The sequence below is a fragment of the Hahella sp. NBU794 genome, assembly GCF_050749805.1.
GTDB lineage: Bacteria > Pseudomonadota > Gammaproteobacteria > Pseudomonadales > Oleiphilaceae > Hahella.
Genome location: NZ_CP192738.1, coordinates 1,553,859 through 1,578,769, shown reverse-complemented (window position 1 = coordinate 1,578,769; position 24,911 = coordinate 1,553,859). Strand labels below are relative to the sequence as shown.

Here is a 24,911-nt window from a genome sequence, read left to right as displayed (position 1 = left end):
ATAAACCTGTTCGCCCGCCCTCTGGTCAGGCGGAATCGGTTCGGGTCAATGCCGAGCCGGTCTCTGCGCTCCAGTCTGGCTGGAATGCAGCGCTTTGATCAGATCCGCCTCCGCCCTGGTCAGGCCGCAGGCTTTCACCAAATCCTCCACTTCCGCGCCCAACGACAACAGGCGGGCCGCTTCATTGTAAGACACCTTTTGCACGTCCATGGTTTGCAGTTCTTTTTGCTTGAGTTCAGCGGCTTTCAGACGCTGATCAATGGAAACCACCTTTCGGCCCACGCCAATGCCACTGTCGGAGAGCATATTGAGCTTATCCCGCATCTGCCCGACCTCGATTTCCAGACGTACAATGCGCTTGGCCTGCATCCGACAGAGAGTGAAACAGGCAATGGCGACGACCAGCCCGAAACACAGGGACACAAGCAGCTCCCAACTCATGAATTGCGGATTCATAACTTATCCTCCCGCGCCAGCTTATTGGGTGAGACTGATCACAAGGACGCCACCTCGGACCACTCTTCTTCTGACATCATTTTTTCGAATTCAACCAGAATAATCAGTTCTCCATTCTTGTTGCAGACGCCTTGAATGAACTTGGCGCTTTCCTCGTTGCCGACATTTGGAGCGGTTTCCATTTCCGACTGCCGCAGATAAACCACTTCCGCCACAGAGTCCACCAGAATGCCCACGACTTGATTATCCACCTCTATCACCACAATCCGGGTGTGATCGCTCACCTCCGCTTCCGACAAGCCAAACCGCTTGCGGGTGTCGATGACCGTGACGACATTGCCGCGCAGATTGATGATGCCGAGAACGTAGTCCGGCGCGCCAGGCACCGGGGCGATTTCCGTATAGCGCAACACCTCCTGGATCTGCATAACATTGATGCCGTAAGTTTCATGATCCAACTTGAAGGTCACGTATTGCAGAATCGGATCTTCTGAACTTTGGCCCTGCCCTGAATAGGATGCCATAGCGTTTAACCTCTTTCTCCCGACGCTGAGCGTCAAATTTCTAGCGTTTGTACTTAATTAATATAGAACAACGCAGGATCTATGCCAGCCGATTTTGCCAACCGCCCCAGGTCCGTCGTCGGCTCCGCGTCAGCTTTTTTTGCCAGCTTTGGCGGACGACTGATTCAATTGTTGCTCCAGTCCATCCACATCCAGCAGCGCACACATATGCGTCACCACTGTGCCGGCCAGCCATGGACGCTTAGAACGTTCGCTGCGCCAGCGCACTTGATCCGGGTCCAGAGTAAATGCTTCCGCGATGAAATCGCAGCCAAGCCCCCACTCAGAATCATGCAAGCGAATGATGTAGCGGATATTTTCGCGGTATTGCGACTTATAGCGGTCAGGCATGACCCATTGCGCTGTATCCACAACTCTCACATTCATTCCTGCTACAGGTATCAGCCCGACGAACCAGGAGGGCATACCGAACAGCGGCGTGGTTTCATGATCCATCGCATGCACGCCGCCAAGAGAAATCAGCGGCACCGCCAATTTCAGACCCGCCACGTTAAACAGAAGGCACTCGAAACGCTCCTGCGCCCACACCGGCCTGCCGTTAGCGGCCCATCCATCCGGCGCGCCGCCGGAGCCAGCCTCAACGTCAACCTCCTCCTGCTGCGCTGCTTCCGGCTCCACCGCCGTCGGCGCGTCACGTTCTTGACGCCTCGCTTCAACTTTTTGACGCGCCAGCGACTGCGGTTCCGGCTCTTCTTCTGTCGATTCCGAGACACGCCATTGCTTTAACTTCTCCCGTAACGCCGCGCTTCGCTCCGCCACCGACGGTTTTTTTTCCGTCTCCACTGGCGCTGGCGACGGCGGAGCCACCTTGGGCATCGGCATCACCAGCCTGGGCGGTTCCTGCAAAGCCAGACGCGCCTGCTCCGCCTGCCGGGCGAGCATACGTTGGCGCGCCAGAGTCATGCGCCCTTGTTCCAGTAACGCCTCCGCTGCGGAATGCGTCGAGGCGCTTTCTTTCTCCGCCGTGTTCATGTCCACCTCCTTCCCTGGCGAAACCGCTTTATGACGCGGTGCGGCTATAGCGCGTTCGGTCTCAGGCATCTCCGGCGGCGATTTCGTTGGTTGCGGTTTTGTGGGTTGTGACTGAGCCTGCTGTGGGTCATTCACTGTGGTCGAGGGTTGCTTACGCACACCGGTCTGGCTTGAGGCCTCTTTGAGGTCAGACTCCGCCGCAGACGCAGCCGTAGTGACGGACTTGTCCTCCTGCGCCGACAAATCAACGTCAGAAGGCTCGTTATCCTTGTCTGGCGCCGGCTTCGGCTCAGGCGCAGGGGGGCGCAGCAGGTCGTCAATGTAATCGAGGACTGCCTTATCGTAGTTATCAGGATCGGCGAACTGCTTATCTGCCATTACTCAACAAGTATCCTTTAATGCCTGCGGCGACCTCCGCCGCCCTTTAGTTAAGCCGCGCCGCCCGCCTGGGCCTGAGTCGGCGGATTGAACCCCACGTTGGCTTCCAACAGGTCATGCAACAGTTTTTCATAGCCGCGCACGCCATGGGTGGCGGCGTCGTACATGGAAGGAATCACGCCCGCCCGGCTGGCGTCGCGGAATTTGGTGTCCACGGGAATCGCATAGCGCCAGACCACATCGCCATACTGATGTCGCAGCGTGCGGAAGGTCTGCACCGACGCCTGCGTGCGACGGTCGAACATCGTGGGAATGACAGTATAGGAAAGCGGATTCTTCTGACTCTTCATCACCATGCCAAGGGTGTGCAGCATGCGTTCCAGCCCCTTCAGCGCCAGAAATTCCGTCTGCACCGGAATCAGAATATGCTGGCAGGCCGCCAGCGCATTGATGAGCAATACGCCAAGCACCGGCGTGTTATCCAGAAAGGCGTAATCGAAGTCGTCCCACAAGTGCGCCAGCGCCTTGGAAATGATTAATCCCATGCCTTCCACACCCACCATTTTCCGCTCCAGCGTGGCTTGCGCCGTAGACGCCGGCAACAGCTTAAGATTGGGGTGGCTGGTGTCGCGGATCAGAGTGCGCGGCAAATCCGCCGGCACTTTGCCCTCATGCATGAATAAGTCGTATACGCTGCCGCGGATACTGTCCGGGTCATATTTGAAATAAGACGTCAGCGAGCCGTGCGGATCAAGGTCCAGCAACAGCACCCGCTTGCCTTGTTGCGCCAGAATCCCGCCGAGGGCGACGGCGGTTGTGGTTTTACCCACGCCTCCTTTTTGATTCGCGACGGTCCAGATTCGCACGGTCGATACTCCCCGCGTTGATGTTCAGATAGGTGACGACAGCGCGTCACAGCGTCTCTGCGGCGCATATTCGTCATGTCGCAACAGAGTTCCTAATGACAGTATAGAAGCTCACAGTGACGGACATTAATGACAATCCTTATGCGCAGCGTCGGCAAGTCAGCGCCGCAATCCGTCTCTCCCTGTTTCGCCATGAGGGGATTGCACGATATATGCCAACGCCGGGATCTCGCGGCCTGTTTCAGCAGGATAAACCGTCAATTGGCGGGAAAACTGCGCGCCTGCCCTGACCTGGTCAGCGCCGCATGGTGAGACGCACTTTGGCGTCCTTGGCCACCAACAAAACCACTCGACGGTTTCTTTGCCGCCCCTCGGTGGTATCGTTACGGGCGACCGGCTGATATTCGCCGTATCCCACCGCCGCCAGACGTCTTGGGTCAACGCCGCCGATAATCAGCAAGCGCGCCACCGCCGCAGAACGCGCCGAGGAAAGCTCCCAGTTGGAAGGATAAATCGAACTGCGAATAGGCACGTTGTCAGTGAAGCCCTCCACCAGAATGGCGTTGGGGTAGTCTTTGAGGATGCCGGCGATGCCGTCGATCAGATTGAACGCAGCGTCCACCGGCACGGCGTCGCCACTGTTGAACAGCAGATTGTTACGCAGGGACAGCTCGATCCAGTTGTCATTCTCGTTGATGGACACCATGCCTTGTCCAATCAACCCTTTTAGCCGGTAGTTAAACCGATTGGCGATTTCCCGCAAGCGCTCCCCTTCCTGCTCTTCCGTGGTTTCGCCGGGCTGGCTTTCCGGACTGTCGAAAGGCTGTATCGCAGGCGATTCACTTTGCGGAGGCGCCGCTGTCTGCTGTCCAACCTGAATAGGGTTAAGGCTGCGTTGCGTGGCGTTGAACACCCCTTCCAACGTTTCAGACAGGACTTTGTACTTGCCCTCGTTGACGGAGGAAACCGAATACATCACCACGAAAAACGCGAACAGCAGGGTGATGAAGTCCGCATAGGACACCAGCCAGCGTTCGTGGTTATGGGATTCTTCCCGGTTGCGGCGGCGCTTTCTCATAACTGGCGACTCCCGCTTATCGACATGAAGGGGTAACAACAGGCTTCATTACAGAAACCCTTTCAGCTTCAATTCTATTGCTTTGGGATTCTCTCCTTCGGCGATAGCGACGATGCCTTCGATCATCATTTCACGCAGCAGCGATTGCTCGTGCACAATGCCTTTCAATTTATTGGCGATGGGAAAGTAGAACAGGTTGGCCAGCGCGACCCCGTAGATAGTGGCGACAAAGGCCGTGGCGATGCCGGGCCCTAACATGGAAGGGTCCTCCAAATGGCTCATGACCTGAATCAACCCAAGCACGGCGCCGAGAATCCCCAATGTAGGCGCGTAGCCGCCCATAGCTTCATAGACTTTGCTGGCGTCCAGATCACGCTGCTCGCGGCTGTTAAGCTCCAGCTCCATGATGCTGCGGATGGATTCCGGCTCGGCACCGTCCACCAGTAGTTGCAGCCCTTTGCGGGAAAACGGATCGCGCTCTTTTTCCGCCACGGACTCCAATCCCAACAGCCCTTCCTTGCGCGCCACCATGCTCCAGGAGATGACCTTCTGGATGTCGTCTTCAAAACTAAGATAGGGAGGGAGAAAAACCCAGAGAAACTGCTTAAAGGAACGCTTCAACACCTTGCCGGAGTGCTGCAGCACGATAGCGCCGAACGTGCCGCCAATGACGATCAGCGCCGCCGGCAGATTCAGTAAGGAGGAAACATCGCCGCCTTCGATCAGGTTGCCGCCGATGATCGCCACCAGGGCGATCAGGACGCCCACGATGCTGAGTAAGTCCATTATCCGACACCGTCAATCAACCGCGGCGCAAATTCATCCAGGGCTAAGACTTCATCCGACAGACCGGCGGTGGCCACCGCCATCGGCATACCGTAAATCACACTGGTCGCTTCATCCTGAGACCAGACCACAGAACCACTTTCTTTCAGCATGCGGCAGCCTTCGCGGCCGTCCGCGCCCATGCCGGTCAAGATGACGCCCAGTACTTTGCCGGGAAACATCTTGGCGCAGGAGCCAAAAGTGACGTCCACGCAGGGTTTGTAGTGCAAGCGCTCGTCTCCGTCGAGAATTTTGACCCGAGCCTGAGCGCCGACGCGTTCGATCAAAGTCTGTTTGCCGCCAGGGGCGATGTAGGCCCATCCGGGCTTAAGGATCTCGCCGTTCTCCGCCTGTTTGACGGACAGTTGCGACAGACGATTCAGACGTTCAGCAAACGCCGGCGTAAAAGAGGCCGGCATATGCTGCACCAGCACCAGCGGCGCTGGAAACGCGCCCGGTAAGCGGGTGAGAATTTTTTGCAGCGCAACCGGACCGCCAGTGGAAGTGCCGATCAGCACCACTTTATAGTCCTGACGCGGCGTGCGTCGGGTTTTCGCCGCCTTCACTTCCGGTTTTGGCTCTACCTTCGGTTCCGGTTTGGCCGGCGGCGCCTTGGCGCGTGGTTCAGCGGCGCGCGGCGTCGGCGCGGCAGGCTTGGGCGGCTCGCGTACGGGCGTCGGCGGCGCGGGTTTGGCCGGCTCCGGCGCTGGAGCGGAGGCCCCGGACATACGATATTTGGCTCGCGAAACTTCTTTAATGCGGTCGTGCAGCAGGCGTTTGATCTTGGAGGCGTCGCCGGACATCGCCTCGAAGCTCTTCGGTAGAAAATCCACCGCGCCGGCTTCCAGGGCGTCAAAGGTCACTCGTGCGCCTTCGTAGGTAAGAGAGGAAAACATCAAGACCGGCGTGGGCTGAGTCCGCATGATTTCCCTAACCGCAGTAATGCCGTCCATGACCGGCATCTCGTAGTCCATGGTGATGACGTCGGGCTTCAGTTTAAGCGCCATGTCCACGCCTTCGCGGCCATTGCTGGCCGTGCCGACGACATCGACATCGCTGATGGAGTTCAGGATCTCGCAAAGGCGACGTCTGAAAAATCCCGAATCATCTACTACCAGGACCTTTAAGGCCATTCATCGGTCTCCCGTTTTTGGAAATCACTCCGCCGCTGCGCCTTATGACAGGCGCTCAGCCTGCGGAAGCCGCGGGCTCCGTTTCATCCGAGTCCGCCACCAACTGACTCTTCCTGAACGTCGGCCGACCGTATACTTTGCTGGACTTGGCGTAGCGTCCAAGCATGCTGGGAATGTCCAGTATCAGCGCAATGCGCCCGTCTCCGGTGATAGTGGCGCCGGCCATTCCCGGCGTGCCGTGCAGCATTTTGCCCAAGGGTTTGATGACCACCTCTTCCTGGCCGACCAGCTGATCGACCACAAAGCCCACGCGCTTGGTGCCGACAGAGACAATCACCACATGACCGTTCTCTTCCGTAGGTTCGAATTGCGCGCCCTTCACCAGCCAGCGTTTGATGTGGAAGAGCGGGAACACATTCTCGCGCACCACAATACATTCCTGCCCATCGACGATATTGGTCTGGGTCAGGTCAAGGTGGAATATTTCCACCACGCTCACCAATGGGAATGCGAACGCCTGATCTCCCAGCATCACCATCAAGGTCGGCATGATGGCGAGGGTCAACGGCACTTTGATTACAATGCGCGAACCGCGCCCCAACTCTGATTCAATATGGATGGTGCCGTTCAACTGGGTGATCTTGGTTTTGACCACGTCCATCCCGACGCCACGCCCGGACACATCGGATATTTCCGTCTTGGTGGAGAATCCCGGCGCGAATATCAGGTTATACGCTTCGTTATCGGTGAGACGCTCTGCGGCGTCCACATCGTAGATGCCTTTTTCTACTGCTTTCTGACGCAAGACCACCGGGTCCATACCCGCGCCGTCATCTTCGATGGACAGCAGAATATGGTCGCCTTCCTGCTCCGCCGCCAGCACCACACGCCCTACCCGCGGTTTGCCTTTTTGCTCGCGCGCTTCGGGAGATTCGATACCGTGGTCCACTGCGTTACGCACCAAGTGGACCAGTGGGTCGGACAGAGCTTCGACCAGGTTCTTATCCAGGTCGGTATCTTCCCCACGCAACACCAGATTGACTTCTTTGCGCAGGTTGCGCGCCAGATCCCTCACCACGCGGGGGAAACGGCCAAATACTTTCTTGATGGGCTGCATCCGCGTCTGCATGACGGCGGACTGCAAGTCACTGGTGACCACGTCCAGATTGGACACGGCTTTACTCATGTTCTCGTCGGCGAACTCTTCGCCTAAACGCTTGAGACGGTTACGCACCAGCACCAGTTCGCCGACCATGTTCATGATGTCGTCGAGGCGCTTGGTGTCCACCCGCACCGTGGTTTCCGTGGCGATGCTGGCCTGGGCGTCTTTCCCGGCGGCGGCGCTCGCCGCAGGCTGACGCCGTTCTTCGTCCGGCTCGGCGCGGGCTGGAGCTGGGGCGGGCTTGACGACTTTCGGCGGCTCTTTCTTGACCGGCTCCTTCTTGGCGGGCTCTTTTTTCACAGCCGCCTTTTCCGCCGGTTTTGCCGCGGCAGGTTTGGCGCCCCCGGTAGGACTCGGTCCCTTGCCGGAGCCGTGTAACTCGTCCAGCAGTTTTTCGAATTCGTCGTCGGTAATCAGTTCGGAGTCGCCAGCGGCGGCTTCCTCTTTTTTCTCTACTTTCTTTGCAGGCTTTTCAGGCTCGGCTTTCGCCGCAGGTTTGCCTTTCTTCTCCGCGGCAGGGGCCTTCTTCTGCTCAGTCCCGTCAGAGACGGCGCCGTCAAACTTGCCTTTGCCGTGCAGTTCATCCAACAAGGCTTCAAATTCATCGTCGGTGATTTCATCACCGTCGCCGGCGGACACGGCTTCAGCCGCTTCTTCCTGAGGAACCGGAGCAGGTTCGGGAGCAGCCTTGGCGGGCTTGCCTTCCTGAGGACCTCCAAACTTGCCGGGACCATGCAGTTGATCCAGCAGTTTCTCGAACTCGTCTTCGGTGATTTCATCGCCTTCGCCTTTCGACTCCGACGCCTCCGCTTTCTCGCCGCCGTCTTCATCGTCCAAGGCGTTGAGAAGATTCTCGAATTCGTCGTCGGTGATATCGCCTTCCGCCGACGCCACAGGCTCTTCAACGTCTTCAGCCGCGTCTTCTTCGTGCTCTTCAACGGCTTCTTCGGCAGGCTCGTCAGCTTCTTCCGCCACAGAGGCGGATTCGCCGCTGGCCAGTCGCTCCAGGGCGGCCATGAGTTCGGGCGCGGCGGGGGTCAGTTCTTCCCGCATTTTCACCTGGGAAAACATTTCGTTGACGGCGTCCAGCGCCTGCAGCACGACATCCATCAATTCGGAGTCGACACTGAGCTGACCGTTACGCAACAGGTCGAAGACGTTTTCCGCCACATGGCAGCATTCCACCAGGGCGTCCAACTGAAGGAAACCGGCGCCGCCTTTGACGGTGTGGAACCCACGGAAAATGGCATTCAGCAGATCGCGGTCGTCCGGGTTCTGCTCCAGTTCCACCAACTGCTCTGAGAGCTGTTCAAGAATTTCTCCCGCTTCGACTAGAAAGTCCTGCAGGATTTCTTCGTCCGCTTCAAACCCCATTCATGTGCTCCTCAGAAACCAAGGCTGGAAAGAAGGTCGTCCACGTCGTCCTGGCTGGCGACGACATCTGAGCGTCCTTCGGTCTGGATCTGCGGGCCGTGCCCTTTTGTAATAGACTCTTCTTCGGCTTTCATCTCATGCTGAATGCCTGTTATGCGGTCAACCTTGCCCGCCATGGCGACCAGTTTGACCAGATTCACTTCTACTTCCTTGACCAGACCGGTAACCTTGTTGATGACCTGTCCCGTGAGATCCTGAAAGTCCTGAGCCAATAATATTTCCGACAGATTGGTGTACACCTTGTCGCTGTTAGCGGCCAGATCCACCAAAAACTTATCAATGCGCTTATACAGCTCACGGAACTCAGAGGGGTCCATTTCCCGACGGCGCAGTCGTCCCCAGGCTTCTTTCAGCTCATGGGCCTCCTGCTTCATCTCTATCGCCACAGGCATGCTCGCTTCCACCATATCCATGGTCTTGTTGGCGGCTTTGTTGGTCATATCGACCACATAGGAAAGGCGATCAGAGGCGTCAGCGATTTTCGACAGCTCCTCCTCCTGATTCATCCTCACATTGCCCATGTCGATATTGAAATTGCGTATGGCTTCGTGCAACGAACGGGTCAACTTGCCCACTTCGTGGTACAGCGTACGGTCCCGAGTGTCATTAAGGTCGGAAATTACCCGCAACGCTTCGCCAAAGTCCCCCTTACTAACGTGCTCCATCAAGCTCGCCGCCTGCTCGCTCAAGCGCGTCTCAATTTCCTCTTGGGAGGAGGATGGTGGCTGCTGTTCATTGGTCATAGTAATTCCTGCGGTTTTATTATGAGTCGATCCGCTCGAAGATTTTCTCTATCTTTTCCTTCAGCACGGCCGCAGTAAACGGCTTCACCACATACCCGTTAACACCCGCCTGCGCCGCTGCGACAATCTGATCCCGTTTGGCTTCCGCCGTCACCATGAGCACCGGCAGGTTTTTCAGACTATCATCAGCGCGAACAGCCTGGAGTAATTCGATTCCCGTCATTCCGGGCATATTCCAGTCAGTGACCAGAAAATCAAACTTCCCGGTTTTTAACATCGGCAGCGCGGTGGACCCGTCATCCGCTTCATCGGTATTGGTGAAGCCCAAATCCCGAAGCAGGTTTTTAATAATCCGCCTCATTGTTGAAAAGTCATCTACAACGAGGATTTTCATGTTCTTGTCCAATGTAACCTCCACAATGGCGACGCTGGAAACCCTTTGATTTCATTACTCTACTGAGTAAGTCTAGCTGGTCGCGCCGTACTATCCAGTTTTTTGATACAAGTTGTTTTAGAAAACATGACCGCAGGATGCTGATTTCGAAAAAACATTAACCTGCGCAGGCAATGGCTTGATTTAGCTGTTTTTCCAGTCTGAGAGACGGGATCGCAGTCGCAAGGTCGCCTGGGAATGAATCTGACTGACCCGGGACTCGCTGACTGAGAGCACCTGGCCGATTTCCTTGAGGTTGAGTTCTTCGTCATAGTAGAGAGACAGCACCAGCTTCTCCCGTTCCGGCAAACCGTCTATCGCGGCGCTCAATTTTTCCAGAAAGGCGTTTTGTTCGATGTCGCTGAGGGGATTGTCGGTGGTTAACGTTTCGTCGTCAGAGCCGCCCTCCCCGTGAACGCCCAGCTCTTCCAGGCTGAACAGCTTCCCCGAACTGGCGTCGCGCAGGCTGGCGTGGTATTGCTCCAGGGGTATGCCCAGCTCTGCCGCCACTTCCGCATCCGACGCATCTCGGCCGGTGCGGGCTTCAATAGTGTGTATCGCGTCCGCGATATTGCGGGCGTTGCGGTGCACGGAGCGCGGCACCCAATCGCCTTTACGAATTTCGTCCACCATGGCGCCGCGAATGCGGATGCCTGCATAGGTTTCGAATTTGGCGCCTTTGCTGGCGTCATATTTCTGCGCGGCTTCCAGCAGTCCGATCATGCCCGCCTGAATCAAATCATCCACCTGCACGCTGGCGGGCAGACGGGCGATCAGGTGATGCGCGATGCGCTTGACCAGAGGCGCGTATTGCCTGACCAAAGTGTCGGCGCGCTCCGCCCGCGTCTCGCTATACATCATATAAGTGTTCGCCAATGACATGAATTTGCGCGCAAGGCCTGCAATAAACCGGATGATTTCAACAAAAACGTTCTCATGGGTGTTTGAGGATATGTCCGGCGCAACCATCACGCCTTATCGCAAGCGCCCGGGATATAGCCGCCGGGCGAGCCCTCGCATTCCGTCCGGCGCGTGTCTAACTGTGCACCAGACGCTCCACAAAGAATTCCAAATTGCCTCTCGGCGCCGTCGGCAACGGCCAGTTGTCCACTTTTTGCGCCAGCTGGCGGTACGCCAACGACGCTTTGGCGCGCGGATAGGCTTCGTACACAGGACGTTGCCGTTGCACCGATTTGCGTACGGCTTCGTCGAATGGAATGCTTCCTACATATTGTAGCGCAACTTCCAAAAAGCGTTCGGTGACCTTGGATAATTTACCGAACAAATGCCGCCCTTCCTGCTCGGAGCGAACCATGTTGGCGAGCACCCGAAAACGGTACATATCGTGGTTCTTGTTGAGCAGTTTGATGACGGCATAGGCGTCAGTAATGGAGGTGGGCTCGTCGCACACCACCACCAGGGCTTCCTGGGCCGCGCGCACGAAGGAAAGCACTTGTTCGGAGATACCCGCCGCCGTGTCGATCACCAGCACGTCCAGGTCGTCGCTGATATCGCTGAAGGCGTTGATCAGACCCGCATGTTCAAGAGGAGACAGATGAGTAAGGTGCTGGGTGCCGGATGACGCCGGGACGATCTTTATCCCCCCCGGTCCTTCAATCATCACTTCCCGCAGGGTGCAATCCCCCGCCAGCACATCCCCGATATTGCGCGAGGCGGTGACGCCGAGCAACACATCAATATTCGCCAGTCCGAGGTCCGCATCCAGCAGCACGACGCGACGTCCCAGGTCCGCTAACGCGAGGGACAGATTTATGGAAACATTGCTCTTGCCGACACCCCCCTTTCCTCCGGTGACTGCAATAACTTGAACCGGATGTACTTTACTCATACCGGTAGATATCTCCTGTTATTAGACGGCGCGGCGTTGACCCCGCACTCAATAGTTTAGACCACCAGTTCCGCAGCGAAGCGACTGGTGTTATTAGTTTGTTCGGTCTCCCGCCGGGTCCGCCGCCACAAAGCGTCCGCGCGCGCCACCAGGGCATGCGCTTTCGCCGGATGAATGTCATCGGGTATTTTCTGTCCGTCGGTGACATAGGCGACCGGAAGCCGGTTCAGGATGGCCATGCTCAACACTTCACCCAGACTGAACGCTTCATCCAGTTTGGTCATGATACAGCCGGAAAGCCCCAACATCTTATAGTAATGATAGGTGGATTTCATGACCTGCGGTTGGTTAACTGCCGACAATACAAGATAATTTCTGATGCGGTGACGGGTCACTTTCAGGTCTTTCTGCTGACGCTCCCAATTCGGGTCCTGGGGCGTCAATCCTGCGGTGTCCACCAGCACCAGACGTTTGTTGGCGAGACGGTCAAGCAGATCGTCCAGGCTGTTCTCTTCATCCACCACGTACACAGGCACATTCAGCAAGCGTCCAAAGGACTGCAATTGCTGCTGACTGGCCACCCGGAAACGATCGGTGGTGACCAGCGCCAGTTTTTCGGCGCCGTAGTGAACCACGAAACGCGCCGCCAGTTTGGCGAGAGTGGTGGTTTTGCCGGAGCCGGTCGGCCCCAGCAGCGCGCAGACTCCACGCTGATAAATCAGTTCTTCATTTTCCGCCTTCAAGCCATGCGCCAGGCGCGCCATCAGGTTGCGCCATTGTTCTTGAGCGCCTTTGCGCGGGTCCGCCTTGGCGGTGAGCGCGTTTTGCAGCTCACGGAAGATACCCATTTCCTGCATGCGTTCGATCAGCTCGCGATGGCCGGGATTTTCTTCCGGACGCGCGGCGGCGACAGGCTGACGCATGATGCTTTTAAGCTGCATGATCTCTTCGCGCATTTCCGCCAGCATACGTGAGGTTTCCGGTTCTCCGGCGCCGATTTGCCGGGAAGCCGTCGCCGCCGGTTCTGCAGCGGCAAAAGCCGGCGCCGGCTCCGCTTTGGGTCTGGCGTTGCTTTTCAGCGTTTCCAGCCGGTCGCGCACCCGCGACATTTCATCCTCCAGGCGACGATGGCGATCCGCTGTCTCCCGGGCCACCGCAGAGGGCGTCGGGCGTGGGCCTTCCTGCTCAGGCATGCTGCTGCGCTGATCGTCCTCGTTATAATCCAGCGCACAGATCACCTCCACGCCATCCCCCGTTTTACTGGTGGACAGAATGACGGCGTCCGCGCCGAGATCTTCACGGATATCCTTTAAAGCCTGTTGCATTGACGCTGCAAAAAAACGTTTCACTTTCATAATGTTAGTCTCCCGGCTCCACGAGCCCGCACGGGATTACCCACTGATTGTCGCCACGATGGTGATTTGTTTGTTGTCCGGCACTTCCTGATAAGCCAGGACATGCATGCGCTCCACGCTGAGTCTGATGAACCGCGCCAGAACCGGGCGCAGGCTGTTGGACACCAGCAAGACCGCCGCTTTACCGAGCATTTCCTGACGCTGCGCTGCTTCCGCCAGCGAGCGTTGCAGTTTTTCCATCATGCTCGGTTCCAAAATCAGACCGATGTCATCCATGCCGCCGGCCTGTTGCGCTTGTTGCATAGATTTAAGCAGTAATTGTTCCAACCCTGGGTCCAGAGTGATAACAGGCAGCTCAGGCTCCGCCCCTACTATGTTCTGGACGATCAGACGACGCAGAGACGCCCTCACCGCCGCCGTCAAAATACCGGCGTCCTGGGTCTTCGGCGTAAAGTTGACGATGGCCTCCGCAATGCTGCGCATATCCCGCACCGGCACATCTTCCTGCAACAGATTCTGCAGCACCTTCAACAGGGTGCTGAGCGAAACAGTGTTGGGAACCAGCTCTTCCGCCAGTTTCGCCGCTTTCTTGCCCAGCTGCTCCAGCCACTGTTGCACTTCTTCATGGCCGATCAGTTCATAGGCGTGACGGCTGAGCACCTGATTCAGATGCGTCGCCACCACGGTGCTGGAATCCACCACGGTGTAGCCCAGCGTCTGCGCCTGTTCTTTCTGGGCAGGATCAATCCACACCGCCTCCAGGCCGAAAGCCGGGTCTTTGGTCTGAATACCGTCCAGCTTGCCGAAGACCTGACCGGGATTGATGGCCATTTCCCGATCCGGATGAATTTCCGCTTCAGCGATGGTGACGCCCATCAGGGTGATGCGGTAAAAGTTCGGCATTAAATCCAGATTGTCGCGGATATGCACGGAGGGCATGAGAAAGCCCAGCTCCTGCGACAGTTTTTTACGCACGCCCTTGATGCGGGCCAGCAACTGTCCGCCTTGCGACTTGTCCACCAGTGGAATAAGGCGATAGCCCACTTCCAGACCGACGATATCCACGCTGGCCACGTCGTCCCAGCCCAGTTCTTTGGTCTCGGGGCCACGCACCGCCGGCGCGCTCTCGCCGGGAGCCAGTGCGGGACCGCCGCCGGGTTGCGGCGGCGCTCCGGGACGCCTGGGCGCAGGCGTGACGCCTTCGTCCACCACTTCCGACTGCTGCTGGCGTTTCCACATGAAATACGCCGCCGCGCCAAACACCGACGCCAACCCCAGAAACGCCATGTGCGGCATGCCTGGAATTACGCCCATGATGAACATAACGACGGCGACAATGGCCAGCGCCCGGGGGGAGCCAAACAACTGGTTGATGACCTGGCTGGACATATCCTGCTGAGTGCTGACGCGGGTGACCATGATGGCCGCCGCGGTGCTGAGCAGCAGTGAAGGAATCTGCGCCACCAGACCGTCACCGATCGTCAGCAGCGCATATTTCTGAACGGCGTCGTTAAACTCCAGATCGTGCTGCATGATGCCGATGGCGAGACCGCCGATCAGGTTGATAGCCAGAATCAGCAGACCTGCGACGGCGTCGCCGCGAACGAATTTACTGGCGCCGTCCATGGACCCGTAGAAATCTGCCTCTTGAGACACTTCCGCCCGACGCGCTTTGGCTTCGTCCTGGTTGATAATGCCTGCATTCAGATCCGCATCGATCGCCATCTGCTTGCCGGGCATGGCGTCCAAGGTAAAGCGTGCGCTCACTTCAGAGACGCGTCCCGCGCCTTTGGTGACCACCACGAAGTTGATAATCATCAGAATGGCGAACACCACCAGACCAACGGCGTAGTTGCCGCCGATCAGCACTTCGCCGAAAGACTGGATAACTTTACCCGCCGCATCGCCGCCTTCATGACCTTCCAGCAGCACCACACGTGTGGAGGCGACGTTCAGAGCCAGACGCAATAAGGTCGCCACCAGCAATACTGTCGGGAATATGGCGAACTCCATGGGACGCATGGCGTACACGCACACCAGCAGAATGACTAGCGATAAGGCGATATTGAAGGTAAAGAAGACGTCGAGCAGGAACGGCGGCACCGGCAACGTCATCATGCCCAACAACACCATCAGAAGCACCGGGATACCCAGGTTGCCGTGGGTCAGGGCCTTCAGGTTGTTGATCGCGGCAGCTCGTTCCATAACACTCCAAACGACAAAAGGTTGACGGAAAAAACCGTTTCCCTAGTGTGTTTGCAGGAACTGTGCCGCTCTATGGAAAAGCGACGCCGGACAGCGGTTAACTCAACTCACTGATCCCGGCGCAGATGGGAAGGTATCTTGAAGTCAGGCATGCCCTGAGGCTTCTTACCGTAACCGCCGCGATAACGACGCAGTTGAAAGACATACGCCAGCACCTGTGCTACGGCGAGATACAGACCGGAAGGAATTTCGTCCCCCACTTCCGAGTGGTGGTAGATGGAGCGGGTCAAAGGCGGCGCCGAGACCAGCTCAACCTTGTGCGCCCTGGCGATTTCACGGATTTTCATGGCCATGTGATCTGCGCCCTTGGCCAGCACAATGGGCGCCGCCATTTTCTTGGCGTCATACTTTAGCGCCACGGAGTAGTGAGTCGGGTTGGTGATGACCACATCCGCCTTGGGCACATCCTGCAGCATGCGACGGCGGCTCATCTCGTATTGCACTTCCCTCACCCGTCGCTTCACTTCCGGCTTGCCTTCCGTGTCCTTGTATTCGTCCTTGATCTCTTGCATGGTCATACGCAGATTCTTCTGGTGGTCATATATTTGAAAGGGCACGTCCACCATGGCGATCAGGATCATTGAACTGGCCAGAAACAGGAAACTCCACGCAAGCAACTTGCAGGCATGGGCCATGCTCACCGCCGTATCCTCCCCTCCCATCGCCAACAGATCCGGTATGGAGTGGTTCAGAATAATGAGCGCCACACCGCCCACCACCAGCGTCTTGGCGATGCCTTTGATCAACTCCATTAGAGACTTCAGCGAGAACATCCGCTTCAGGCCTTCCAGCGGGTTGATGCGACTGAATTTCGGCGCCGCCGCTTTGCCGCTCATCATCCAGCCGCCTAACGCAATAGGCCCCAGCAGAGACGCAACCAGTAGCACCAGCATGAAGGGCACCAGAGCGATCGCCATATCCAACGCCGCCATGCCGAGATGAATCAACGGTTGATGAGCGTCAAACACTTCTTCCCGAGTTAACGTAAAGCTGGCGCGAAAGACGCCTTCCAGCGCCTTGGCGATAGTCGTTCCAAACACCAGAAGACCGACCGCACCCGCCAGCAACACCGCCGTGGTGTTCAGCTCGCGGGAACGGGGAATCTGCCCCTCCTCCCGGGCCTTCTCAATCTTTCGGGGGGTGGGTTCTTCGGTTTTTTCCTGACTGGTGTCGTTGTCGGCCATCGTCCGTCACACTCGTTTTACTTCGGGTCCAGGCGTCCTGCGCAATCGTATTCTGTCCTGGGCCAGCGCCGTCTTATCAGGGCGGCGTCGGCTGCAGCATGACCTGCATGAAATCAAAGGTGTTCTCGCTCAACACGGTGAACTGGGGCAAGATGCCGCCAATGCTGATCCAGAACACCACCAGACCAAACAGCACCGTCATCGGAAAGCCGATGGAGAATATGTTCATTTGCGGCGCCGCCCGGGTCATCACGCCAAAGGAAATATTCACGATCAGCAGCGCGGTCACCGCCGGCAAGGCGATCATCAACGCGCTGGCGAACATCCAACTGATGCGCGAGGCAAGATACCACCAGGACCATGCGTCCACCTCCTGCGCCGAGATCGGTAAAAAGCGGAAGCTTTCCACCACCGCCTCGAACATCACCAGATGGCCGCCCATGGCGAGAAACAACAGGGTCACCAGCATCAGATAAAACTGGCTCAGCGCAGTGACGGTGATGCCGTTGGTCGGGTCCACCATGGACGCGAAGCCCAACCCCATGTTCATCGCCACCATTTGGCCGGTCACCACGAACAACTGGAACAGCAGCAGCACGGCGAAGCCCATGGCCAGCCCGATCAGCACTTGCTGAATAATGATCGCCACCGAGCTGACGGATAGCGGGTCCACTTCCGGGACTGGCGGCAATGAGGGCACGATCAGAATCGTCATCAACAGCGCCAGCGTCAGCCGTACGCGGGCAGGCACGATTTGCGTGCCCAGAATCGGCGTCGTCATCATGAAGCTGGAGATGCGAAACAATGGCCACAGATGCATGCCCATCCAGGCGCCGATCTGTTCGTCTGTCCACTCAAACACCGTACGGCTCCCTAACCGATGACGTCAGGGATGCTGGTGATGAGCATGTCGGTGTACTCCATCAACTGCGTCAGCATCCAGGGGCCGGCGATGATGATCACGATCAAGGTCACCAGCAGGCGGGGCAGGAAACTCAGGGTCTGCTCGTTAATCTGCGTCGCCGCCTGAAAAACGCTGACGATCAGACCGACCACCAGGCTCGGCGCCACGATCAGCGTCACCAGCGTGACGATCAACCATAAGGCCTCGCGAAAAATATCCAGCACCACTTCAGGCGTCATAAGCGTTCTCCTCGGTTGACCGGGCTAAACCCCGAAACTGGCGGCCAGAGTGCCCATGATCAGGGCCCATCCGTCCACCAGTACGAACAGCATGATTTTGAACGGCAGCGAGATGATGATCGGCGATAGCATCATCATCCCCATGGCCATCAAAACGCTGGCCACCACCATGTCGATAATCAGAAAGGGAATAAAAATCAGAAAGCCGATCTGAAATGCGGTTTTCAGCTCACTGGTGACAAACGCCGGCATCAGAATCGTGAACGGCACTTCTTCCGGGTTAGCGTATTTGTTCTCATCCCCCGCCAGTCGAATAAACAAGCCCAGATCGCTCTCGCGGGTCTGGCGCAGCATGAACTCGCGGAAGGGTTCGCTGGCTTTGGCCACCGCTTCCTGCGCCGTCAGTTTCTCGGCGAGATAAGGCTGCAGCGCCATTTCATTGGCCTGCTTAAACGTCGGCCCCATGATGAAAAAAGTCAGGAACAGTGCGATGCCCACCAGAATCTGGTTGGAAGGCGCTTGTTGCAGCCCCAGCGCCTGACGCAGGATGGAGAAAACAATGATGATGCGGGTGAAAGACGTCATCATCATCAGGAAAGCGGGGATAAAGGTCAGCGCCGTCATCAGCGCGAGAATTTGCAGGGTGACGGAATATTCCTGCGTGCCGTCCGGGTTGGTCACCAGCTTGACCGCCGGCAGGATGGCGTCCTGGGCCGACCAGGCGACTCCAGGAAGCATCAAAAACAAGATCAGGTAAGTTAACCGCAGGACCCTATTGCGCGCCATTCGCTTCGCCTTTTGCTTCGTTTTCAGTACGACGCAAAAGGCTCTGCAACTTCCGTGCAAACTCGCCGCTATGTGGCGACAGTTCTAGCGGCTCGTCCAATGTGAGCAGGTTGGTGATTTGATGTTGAGTAATGCCGACGATTATTTGACGATCGCCGACCTGCAATAACGCGATGCGCTCACGGGTGCCTACAGGTAGCACCGCCAGCATTTTCAGATGTTGATGTTGTTGCGGGGCCAGACCGGTGAAGCGACGCATCATCCAGGCGGCTCCGCCGATCAGCGCCAGCACCAGCACCAGCGCGCCGCCGACTTGCAGCAGCTGTCCCGCCTCCACGCCCGCCACCGGTTTCTTGGCGGCGGCTTCCTCCGCCGCCCGCGCCAGTCCCGGCGCCCACAACCACAGGGTCGTGGTCATGGCGACGCATAGCGCAGTTAAGTTAAATCCAGTACGTTTCAACCCTACCCCCGCAGTTTCTTGATGCGCTCGGAAGGACTGATGACGTCCGTCAGACGAATGCCGAACTTTTCGTTGACCATCACCACCTCGCCATGGGCGATCAATGTGCCGTTGACCAACACGTCCAAAGGCTCCCCGGCCAGACGGTCCAGCTCGATCACAGACCCCTGGTTGAGCTGCAGCAGGTTGCGAATGGCGATCTGGGTATTGCCGACTTCCATGGAAATGGTGACCGGAATATCCAGGATCACATCCAGATCCGGCGCCCCCGGCGCGCTGGTTGGGAGCGTCTCGTCAAAGGTTTCGAACGACGCGGCGCGGATGTCGTCATCAGCGGCTTTTCCTTTCGCCTCCGCACTCTCAGCCTCCGCCATCGCGGCGGCCCATTCATCCTCTCTGTCGCCTTCAGCTTCAGTCGCTTCCTGTTCACCCAGCGCAGCAGCCCACTCGTCCGCCAGCGCTTCTTCTTCAGACTTCGTATCGTCTAAATCGTTTTCTTTATTGTCGTCGTCTTCAGCCATTGCGCCTCCTTCGTCGGCGTCGCCGCCGATCGCTTAATCTTATCTACAATCTTGAGCGCCAGATTGCCGTTGCACTGCCCTACCTTGGCGATGAATATCGGCACGCCGTTCGCTGTCACCGTAATGGTTTCCGGCATCTCCACCGGAATCACGTCTCCGGGCTTCAGCCTCGACAGAGAGCGCAAAGAAATCTTTTGTCTGACCACGGCGGCATTAAGCGGCACCCTGGCTTCCAGGATGTCCTGCTGTAAAGCGCTGATCCAGCGTTCGTCGACATCGTCGACGTCGCTCTGTACGCCCGCGTCGAGCACTTCGCGAATGGGCTCGATCATGGAGTACGGCATGGCCACGTGCATGTCTCCGCCGCCGCCGTCCAGTTCAATGTGGAAAGTGCTCACCACCACCACTTCGCTGGGGCTGACGATGTTCGCCATGGCCGGGTTAACTTCTGAGTTGACGTATTCGAAGTCCACCTTCATCACCGCATTCCAGGCTTCCTTCATGTCATGGAACACCTGCTCCAGCACCATCTGTACGATGCGGATTTCCGTCGGCGTGAATTCCCGTCCTTCGATCTTGGCGTGACGGCCGTCGCCGCCGAAAAAGTTGTCCACCAACTTGAACACCAGCTTGGCGTCCAGGATAAACAGGCCGGTGCCGCGCAAGGGACGAATCTTCACCAGATTAAGACTGGTGGGCACATAAAGCGTATGAATATATTCCCCGAACTTCAGGATCTGAACGCCGCCGGAGGCCACGTCCGCATTGCGGCGCAACAGGTTGAAAAGACTGATGCGGGTGTAGCGGGCGAAGCGTTCGTTGATCATCTCCAGGGTCGGCATGCGGCCGCGAACAATGCGGTCCTGGCTGGTCAGGTCGTAACTGCGCACCCCCGCCGCATCGACATCCTCCTCGGTGTCGACGTCGCCATCGTCCACGCCATGTAAGAGCGCATCAATTTCGTCTTGAGATAATAAATCTTGCACAGCCCTACACCTTGACCCAGGGTCTAACAGGAAATGTTATGCATCTAGTTCTATCACCTGAGACGGGCCTATAACAAGCCCCGCCTGCAGGTCTGACAGCGTTTCAGCGCGGCGATTCGATACATCGCGCCCGCGGTTACTGCAACACGAAATTGGTGAACAGCACCTGCTCAATTTCTCCATTCACGCCCTGTTCCTTCAAGGCGGTATTGATGACTTCCTTAGACTCCGACAGCAGATCCTGCCGGCCCTGGTCCGTCTGTACGCCCTCGAAATCCTTGCCGCTGTACAGGTTGATCAGGCGGTTGCGAATCACCGGCATGTGCAGCTCCACCCCGTCCAGCACCCCTTGGTTACGCGTCAGCAGACTGATGCTCGCCTGCAGGAATCGTTGTTTGCCTTTGTAGTCGAAAGTGACCACCAGCGGCGGACGCATGTCGTAATAGATAGCCTCCGCCTTCACCGGCGCGGCAGGTTCGCCGCCCTCAGCAGGAGTATCTCCACCGCCCTCATCGGGAGAAGACTTGAGCAGCATCATGGTCACTCCCACACTGGCCCCGATGGCGATCACCAGAATCAGTACGATGATAATGAGCAGCTTCTTGCTCATGCCGCCTGATTTGCCGGACTCCTCGCCGCCTTCTCCACTATTGTCTTTCGCCATAACTTAGTTTCCACCATCGACAGATAAACAGGTCACTGGGGAAGCCGCCGCCTCCTTGTCGATAAGTGTAGTTCATTCCTTTGATTTTTCAGTGAAAAACCATCAGACGTAATAATCCACCATGCGATCCGTGGCCAGCGCCTGCTCGATTCCCGCCACAGTTGCGCCGTCTTCATCCCCTTCGCCGGCAAACAGACCGCCATCGGCGCCGCCGGATTCCTGACCGCTACCGGTTCCCGTCTGTTGCTGCTGACTGGAGACGTCAAACTGGGATAACTGCAAGCCTTGCTCCGCCAGCAATTCCCGGAGCCGATGCGCCGTGCCTTCCGCCATATCGCGTACGATGGCGTGAGGGCTTTGAATCTGCACATGGGCCTGGTCTTTCTGCACATGAATTTTCATTTCAATGGGACCCAACTCCGGCGGATTCAGATGCACGCTGGCGGATTGAATCTTCTGTCCCACGAACCAGACCACTTTCTGCGCCATGCCCTCGCCCCAATCGTCTCCCTGCACCGGTTGCTGCAGTGTAGTGACATAAGGCGGCGCGGCCGCATCGACTTTGAATTCCGCTCGGATATTGGCGGCGACTCCGTGCAAGGCATTGGGCTTGGCCGCGCTCTGCGACTCCGCCAGCTTCAGCAGCGCGGCATCCAGCGTCTCGCCATCGGCGCCAGCTTCCTGTTCGCCGCCATTGCCGTTTGCGGCAAGCGCCTGTGTCAGTTTGATCAGTTCGCCGCCCTTTTTGTCCCCCATCTTCTCTTCATCGCCCTCGACTCCATCAACGCCTTCAACGGCGTCGTGTACCGCCCGCGCCAGAGGCGTGAGCGCATTTTGTCCGGTAGGATCTGCGCCCTCCTCTTTATCCCCCGACAATTCAGCCAAGGCCATCGCCTTGATGGATTCTTCATCGCCTTCCACTGAGGTTTGCTCTCCTGACGGCAATTTCACTCCGCTCTGCGGCGCGGTCTGATCTATATCCGTCAGCGCTGCTTGGGCGACAGCCACTGCATCCTCCGATGTCTTATCGTCATCAGGCGCTTTTTTGTCATCGCCTTTTTCCGCTTTGACGTCTTTCTTATCCACTTTGTCTGTCTTGTCCGCGACTTCCCGATCCAGCACCTCAGAGAAGCGATCATCCTTATCATTCATAGCGTTAGCCTCATCCCTCTGATTGCCTGACGGCTTCGGAGTCGATTTCGGCGCGACTTTGGGTATATCAATAAATGCCACTGAGCTGTCCATTTACTGTCCTCAAATCCAAGTTACAACTTACCTGCGGATGCAACGGGTCTCACCAGCGCCAACGCGGCAATCGCTGTCGCGAAAGCGGCAAAACCATTGTTTTGAGGGATAAATGCACAGATCAGGCCAAGTTACGCCAGAGCGGGATCAAAGACTTTTAGAGAAGATAGAGAGGAGGAAAAAATAAACGCGGGATATTTCAACGCAAACAACCGACTCACACCGCCGGCGGGGACGATGCAGCGCCTGCTACACCTGTTCCCGTAATAAAGACTGTACGACTTCAAATTCCTGCTCGATGGAGTCAAACACTTCCCGCGCTTTCTCCATTTGCTTGAACTTGCCGATCAACTCGCCTTGCCGACACAGTTCGGACAGCGCCGGCAAGCCCAGATTGGTAGCGCTGCCTTTGATGCTGTGACAGCCGCGACTGAATGCGTCCGGGTCATTGCAGTCCAGCGTCGCGCGAATGGCGCGCATACGTTCGATTGTATCTCCGATAAAGGTCTCCACCAATATCTGAAAGTCGTCTTCCATTACTTCCCGCAGTTCCGCCAGGGCGCCCATATCAAGGTGAGACAGATCGTTCGAACTCATATTCAAGCTTGCCACTCATAATCCACTTCAACGATGTTGCCCTGACCGAAGTACTCCACGCGGCTGCACATGGAGAGCAGCAGGGCTGTGCCACGACCACTATAACAGGTCGGACCCGGTAATTTACCGTCGAGTTTCTGATAATCAAAGCCTTTTCCACTGTCTTCCACGCGAATCGTCAATACGCCACCAGCGACCGCGCCTTTATGACGCACGTCCACCTTCACGAAATGGCCATCCAGCTGACGAATACGCTCCTCGCGAAGACGGTAATATTCCGCAAATCCATCCGGGCTGGCCTTGAGCTTGGAGTGCAGGCCCAGCACGCCGTGCTCCAGAGCATTGGTGTAGAGTTCGCTGAGAATGGTGAACATCTCGCCGTTGCGCGTGCGCAGGCCGGGCACTTCCATGACGATCTGCAACAGCAGCGGCACCGGGTCGAACACCGCCAGGGAGTCGCTACACAGTTCATAGGCCATGCGCCAGTGCTGCGGACCTTTGAGGCCAGTATTGGTGAGATAGTTGTTTTCTATCCCCAGCTCCTTCTCCGGCATCATGGTCAGCTCCACCAGCGTCAGATCGTCGCTGGGACCGCCTTCCCCCATGAAATCGACCACGGAGCGGCGGATTTTTTCAAACAGGTTCGACTCCTGCAGATTATCCTCAAAGACTTGCTGCAGGCGTTTTTCGCCGAACATTTCTCCTTTGGCGTTGGTCGCTTCAACAATGCCGTCCGACCATAAGTACACCCGATCGCCATGTTTCATTTCAAAACGATAGGTGCGCGCGTCGAAGGCTTCGCCTTTGAGGATGCCAAGGGGTAATCGGTTGGAGGCGACCTTGAGCAACTGATCGCCCTGCACCAGGTAACAATCCGGCAAACCGCCGATCCAGATCTCGATTTCTTCCTGCTCGAAGTTCAGCTCCGCCATACAGGCGCAGCAGAAAAAGCCCACCGGCAGGATTTTCCGCAGCTTCTGATTCACTTCCCGGAGGATATCTCCCAGCGCATAGCCCTTGCTGGTCATGCCATAGAAAATCTCCGCCAACGGCATGGCGCCGATCGCCGCGGGTAAGCCATGGCCGGTGAAATCTCCCAACAGCACGTGCATGCCGCCGGACGGTTTCTGACAGGCTAACAACACGTCGCCGTTAAAAACAGCCAAAGGCGAAAGCAAATGCTTGATGTTGTTGGCGCCGAGGCAGCCCACATGGGCCACGTTGTCGAACACGGTTTTGGCGACCTGCTGCTCACGCACCATATGGTCGTTGTGTTCCGCGATCTGGTCCCGTTGCCGCAACAGGGTTTTATGCATGATCCGCATGCGGTTGAAAGCGTTGATCTTGGCTTGCAGGATAATGCGGTTATAGGGTTTTGACAGAAAGTCGTCGCCGCCCGCCTCAAGGCATTTGGCGAGCGATTCCGCGTCGCTGAGAGAGGTGAGAAAAATAATGGGAATCAAGTCTTCGCCGGCCAGCAACTTGATTTTCCGCGCCGCCTCAAAGCCGTCCATGCGGGGCATCAAGGCGTCCAGCAGGACAATGTCCGGCCGGAACTCGGAGAATTTCTCAATGGCGTCGACGCCATCCACCGCCGTCGCCGTATCATGTCCCTGCTTTTTGACGATATTCTGCAGGATCATGCGATCCGACTGATTGTCGTCGGCGATGAGAATTTTTAGCGTTTTCTGGGACCCGAGAACGGACGAGGCCATTTCTGAGTCCAGGGATTGTTTCATAGCAATACCCGAAAGGCGCATAAATGGCGGAAAGTCCGTTTCAGGCGCCCAAA

At 57.2% G+C, this 24,911-nt stretch carries 25 protein-coding genes; all 25 read right to left on the bottom strand.

What is annotated here, in order from left to right:
• Window positions 1–45 precede the first annotated feature (45 nt).
• A complete protein-coding gene (locus ACQYWX_RS07140) occupies window positions 46–456 on the bottom strand; it encodes a DUF2802 domain-containing protein (protein ID WP_279503230.1) in 411 nt (136 codons plus the stop codon).
• Between the two features lie 38 nt (window positions 457–494).
• Window positions 495–980: a chemotaxis protein CheW gene (locus tag ACQYWX_RS07135; protein ID WP_011398905.1), complete on the bottom strand. Its 486-nt coding sequence runs from the start codon at window positions 978–980 to the stop codon at window positions 495–497.
• A 129-nt stretch (window positions 981–1,109) separates the two neighbouring features.
• Window positions 1,110–2,390 (bottom strand): chemotaxis protein CheW, encoded by a 1,281-nt coding sequence (locus ACQYWX_RS07130; RefSeq protein WP_431688335.1) that lies wholly within the window; start codon window positions 2,388–2,390, stop codon window positions 1,110–1,112.
• 50 nt (window positions 2,391–2,440) lie between these two features.
• Window positions 2,441–3,256 (bottom strand): ParA family protein, encoded by an 816-nt coding sequence (locus ACQYWX_RS07125; RefSeq protein ID WP_279503228.1) that lies wholly within the window; start codon window positions 3,254–3,256, stop codon window positions 2,441–2,443.
• A gap of 295 nt (window positions 3,257–3,551) precedes the next feature.
• Complete coding sequence (motD, locus tag ACQYWX_RS07120; RefSeq protein ID WP_216734938.1) at window positions 3,552–4,334, bottom strand: flagellar motor protein MotD; 783 nt, start codon at window positions 4,332–4,334, stop codon at window positions 3,552–3,554.
• Between the two features lie 48 nt (window positions 4,335–4,382).
• On the bottom strand, window positions 4,383–5,120 hold the full coding sequence (locus tag ACQYWX_RS07115) for a flagellar motor protein (RefSeq protein WP_279503226.1): 738 nt from the start codon (window positions 5,118–5,120) through the stop codon (window positions 4,383–4,385).
• Entirely contained in the window at window positions 5,120–6,292 is a 1,173-nt protein-coding gene (locus tag ACQYWX_RS07110; protein WP_431688334.1) for a protein-glutamate methylesterase/protein-glutamine glutaminase, read from the bottom strand. Before ACQYWX_RS07110 ends, ACQYWX_RS07115 begins: the two co-directional genes overlap by 1 nt.
• Before the next feature lie 55 nt (window positions 6,293–6,347).
• Entirely contained in the window at window positions 6,348–8,828 is a 2,481-nt protein-coding gene (locus ACQYWX_RS07105; RefSeq protein WP_431688333.1) for a chemotaxis protein CheA, read from the bottom strand.
• Between the two features lie 11 nt (window positions 8,829–8,839).
• Complete coding sequence (locus ACQYWX_RS07100; protein WP_216734942.1) at window positions 8,840–9,631, bottom strand: protein phosphatase CheZ; 792 nt, start codon at window positions 9,629–9,631, stop codon at window positions 8,840–8,842.
• A gap of 19 nt (window positions 9,632–9,650) precedes the next feature.
• Window positions 9,651–10,025 (bottom strand): chemotaxis response regulator CheY, encoded by a 375-nt coding sequence (gene cheY, locus ACQYWX_RS07095; RefSeq protein WP_431689503.1) that lies wholly within the window; start codon window positions 10,023–10,025, stop codon window positions 9,651–9,653.
• A gap of 183 nt (window positions 10,026–10,208) precedes the next feature.
• The gene (locus ACQYWX_RS07090) at window positions 10,209–10,922 is read right to left on the bottom strand and encodes an RNA polymerase sigma factor FliA (protein ID WP_431689502.1); all 714 of its coding nucleotides are present in this window, start codon (window positions 10,920–10,922) and stop codon (window positions 10,209–10,211) included.
• A gap of 178 nt (window positions 10,923–11,100) precedes the next feature.
• Complete coding sequence (locus tag ACQYWX_RS07085) at window positions 11,101–11,913, bottom strand: MinD/ParA family protein (protein ID WP_127969110.1); 813 nt, start codon at window positions 11,911–11,913, stop codon at window positions 11,101–11,103.
• A gap of 56 nt (window positions 11,914–11,969) precedes the next feature.
• On the bottom strand, window positions 11,970–13,268 hold the full coding sequence (gene flhF, locus ACQYWX_RS07080; RefSeq protein ID WP_431688332.1) for a flagellar biosynthesis protein FlhF: 1,299 nt from the start codon (window positions 13,266–13,268) through the stop codon (window positions 11,970–11,972).
• Between the two features lie 36 nt (window positions 13,269–13,304).
• Window positions 13,305–15,473 carry a flagellar biosynthesis protein FlhA gene (flhA, locus tag ACQYWX_RS07075; RefSeq protein WP_431688331.1) on the bottom strand — a complete coding sequence of 723 codons (2,169 nt, stop codon included), beginning with the start codon at window positions 15,471–15,473 and terminating at the stop codon, window positions 13,305–13,307.
• Between the two features lie 107 nt (window positions 15,474–15,580).
• Window positions 15,581–16,717: a flagellar biosynthesis protein FlhB gene (flhB, locus tag ACQYWX_RS07070; RefSeq protein ID WP_431688330.1), complete on the bottom strand. Its 1,137-nt coding sequence runs from the start codon at window positions 16,715–16,717 to the stop codon at window positions 15,581–15,583.
• A 76-nt stretch (window positions 16,718–16,793) separates the two neighbouring features.
• Window positions 16,794–17,579, bottom strand: a complete 786-nt coding sequence (fliR, locus tag ACQYWX_RS07065) for a flagellar biosynthetic protein FliR (RefSeq protein ID WP_431688329.1) — start codon at window positions 17,577–17,579, stop codon at window positions 16,794–16,796.
• 11 nt (window positions 17,580–17,590) lie between these two features.
• The gene (fliQ, locus tag ACQYWX_RS07060; protein WP_216734948.1) at window positions 17,591–17,860 is read right to left on the bottom strand and encodes a flagellar biosynthesis protein FliQ; all 270 of its coding nucleotides are present in this window, start codon (window positions 17,858–17,860) and stop codon (window positions 17,591–17,593) included.
• Between the two features lie 24 nt (window positions 17,861–17,884).
• Window positions 17,885–18,646 (bottom strand): flagellar type III secretion system pore protein FliP, encoded by a 762-nt coding sequence (gene fliP / locus ACQYWX_RS07055; RefSeq protein WP_279503219.1) that lies wholly within the window; start codon window positions 18,644–18,646, stop codon window positions 17,885–17,887.
• A complete protein-coding gene (gene fliO, locus ACQYWX_RS07050) occupies window positions 18,633–19,106 on the bottom strand; it encodes a flagellar biosynthetic protein FliO (RefSeq protein WP_431688328.1) in 474 nt (157 codons plus the stop codon). Before fliO ends, fliP begins: the two co-directional genes overlap by 14 nt.
• Window positions 19,107–19,108: 2 nt before the next feature.
• Complete coding sequence (gene fliN, locus ACQYWX_RS07045; protein ID WP_216734951.1) at window positions 19,109–19,627, bottom strand: flagellar motor switch protein FliN; 519 nt, start codon at window positions 19,625–19,627, stop codon at window positions 19,109–19,111.
• Window positions 19,591–20,613: a flagellar motor switch protein FliM gene (fliM, locus tag ACQYWX_RS07040; protein ID WP_216734952.1), complete on the bottom strand. Its 1,023-nt coding sequence runs from the start codon at window positions 20,611–20,613 to the stop codon at window positions 19,591–19,593. Before fliM ends, fliN begins: the two co-directional genes overlap by 37 nt.
• Window positions 20,614–20,749: 136 nt before the next feature.
• On the bottom strand, window positions 20,750–21,277 hold the full coding sequence (locus tag ACQYWX_RS07035; protein ID WP_279503217.1) for a flagellar basal body-associated FliL family protein: 528 nt from the start codon (window positions 21,275–21,277) through the stop codon (window positions 20,750–20,752).
• Window positions 21,278–21,379: 102 nt separating this feature from the next.
• The gene (locus ACQYWX_RS07030; protein WP_431688327.1) at window positions 21,380–22,429 is read right to left on the bottom strand and encodes a flagellar hook-length control protein FliK; all 1,050 of its coding nucleotides are present in this window, start codon (window positions 22,427–22,429) and stop codon (window positions 21,380–21,382) included.
• Window positions 22,430–22,771: 342 nt separating this feature from the next.
• Window positions 22,772–23,119, bottom strand: coding sequence for an Hpt domain-containing protein (locus ACQYWX_RS07025; protein ID WP_279503215.1), 348 nt, complete (start codon window positions 23,117–23,119; stop codon window positions 22,772–22,774).
• A 2-nt stretch (window positions 23,120–23,121) separates the two neighbouring features.
• On the bottom strand, window positions 23,122–24,858 hold the full coding sequence (locus ACQYWX_RS07020; RefSeq protein ID WP_431688326.1) for an ATP-binding SpoIIE family protein phosphatase: 1,737 nt from the start codon (window positions 24,856–24,858) through the stop codon (window positions 23,122–23,124).
• Window positions 24,859–24,911 lie beyond the last annotated feature (53 nt).

Coding starts and splice junctions, on each gene's coding strand:
- ACQYWX_RS07020 (WP_431688326.1), bottom strand. CDS start 24,858: ATGAAACAATCCCTGGACTCAGAAATGGCCTCGTCCGTTCTCGGGTCC.
- ACQYWX_RS07090 (WP_431689502.1), bottom strand. CDS start 10,922: ATGTATAGCGAGACGCGGGCGGAGCGCGCCGACACTTTGGTCAGGCAA.
- ACQYWX_RS07035 (WP_279503217.1), bottom strand. CDS start 21,277: ATGGCGAAAGACAATAGTGGAGAAGGCGGCGAGGAGTCCGGCAAATCA.
- ACQYWX_RS07025 (WP_279503215.1), bottom strand. CDS start 23,119: ATGAGTTCGAACGATCTGTCTCACCTTGATATGGGCGCCCTGGCGGAA.
- ACQYWX_RS07030 (WP_431688327.1), bottom strand. CDS start 22,429: ATGAATGATAAGGATGATCGCTTCTCTGAGGTGCTGGATCGGGAAGTC.
- ACQYWX_RS07105 (WP_431688333.1), bottom strand. CDS start 8,828: ATGGGGTTTGAAGCGGACGAAGAAATCCTGCAGGACTTTCTAGTCGAA.
- ACQYWX_RS07140 (WP_279503230.1), bottom strand. CDS start 456: ATGAATCCGCAATTCATGAGTTGGGAGCTGCTTGTGTCCCTGTGTTTC.
- fliQ (WP_216734948.1), bottom strand. CDS start 17,860: ATGACGCCTGAAGTGGTGCTGGATATTTTTCGCGAGGCCTTATGGTTG.
- motD (WP_216734938.1), bottom strand. CDS start 4,334: ATGAGAAAGCGCCGCCGCAACCGGGAAGAATCCCATAACCACGAACGC.
- fliP (WP_279503219.1), bottom strand. CDS start 18,646: ATGGCGCGCAATAGGGTCCTGCGGTTAACTTACCTGATCTTGTTTTTG.
- fliN (WP_216734951.1), bottom strand. CDS start 19,627: ATGGCTGAAGACGACGACAATAAAGAAAACGATTTAGACGATACGAAG.
- ACQYWX_RS07110 (WP_431688334.1), bottom strand. CDS start 6,292: ATGGCCTTAAAGGTCCTGGTAGTAGATGATTCGGGATTTTTCAGACGT.
- ACQYWX_RS07085 (WP_127969110.1), bottom strand. CDS start 11,913: ATGAGTAAAGTACATCCGGTTCAAGTTATTGCAGTCACCGGAGGAAAG.
- ACQYWX_RS07100 (WP_216734942.1), bottom strand. CDS start 9,631: ATGACCAATGAACAGCAGCCACCATCCTCCTCCCAAGAGGAAATTGAG.
- flhF (WP_431688332.1), bottom strand. CDS start 13,268: ATGAAAGTGAAACGTTTTTTTGCAGCGTCAATGCAACAGGCTTTAAAG.
- ACQYWX_RS07130 (WP_431688335.1), bottom strand. CDS start 2,390: ATGGCAGATAAGCAGTTCGCCGATCCTGATAACTACGATAAGGCAGTC.
- cheY (WP_431689503.1), bottom strand. CDS start 10,025: ATGAAAATCCTCGTTGTAGATGACTTTTCAACAATGAGGCGGATTATT.
- flhA (WP_431688331.1), bottom strand. CDS start 15,473: ATGGAACGAGCTGCCGCGATCAACAACCTGAAGGCCCTGACCCACGGC.
- flhB (WP_431688330.1), bottom strand. CDS start 16,717: ATGGCCGACAACGACACCAGTCAGGAAAAAACCGAAGAACCCACCCCC.
- ACQYWX_RS07135 (WP_011398905.1), bottom strand. CDS start 980: ATGGCATCCTATTCAGGGCAGGGCCAAAGTTCAGAAGATCCGATTCTG.
- ACQYWX_RS07115 (WP_279503226.1), bottom strand. CDS start 5,120: ATGGACTTACTCAGCATCGTGGGCGTCCTGATCGCCCTGGTGGCGATC.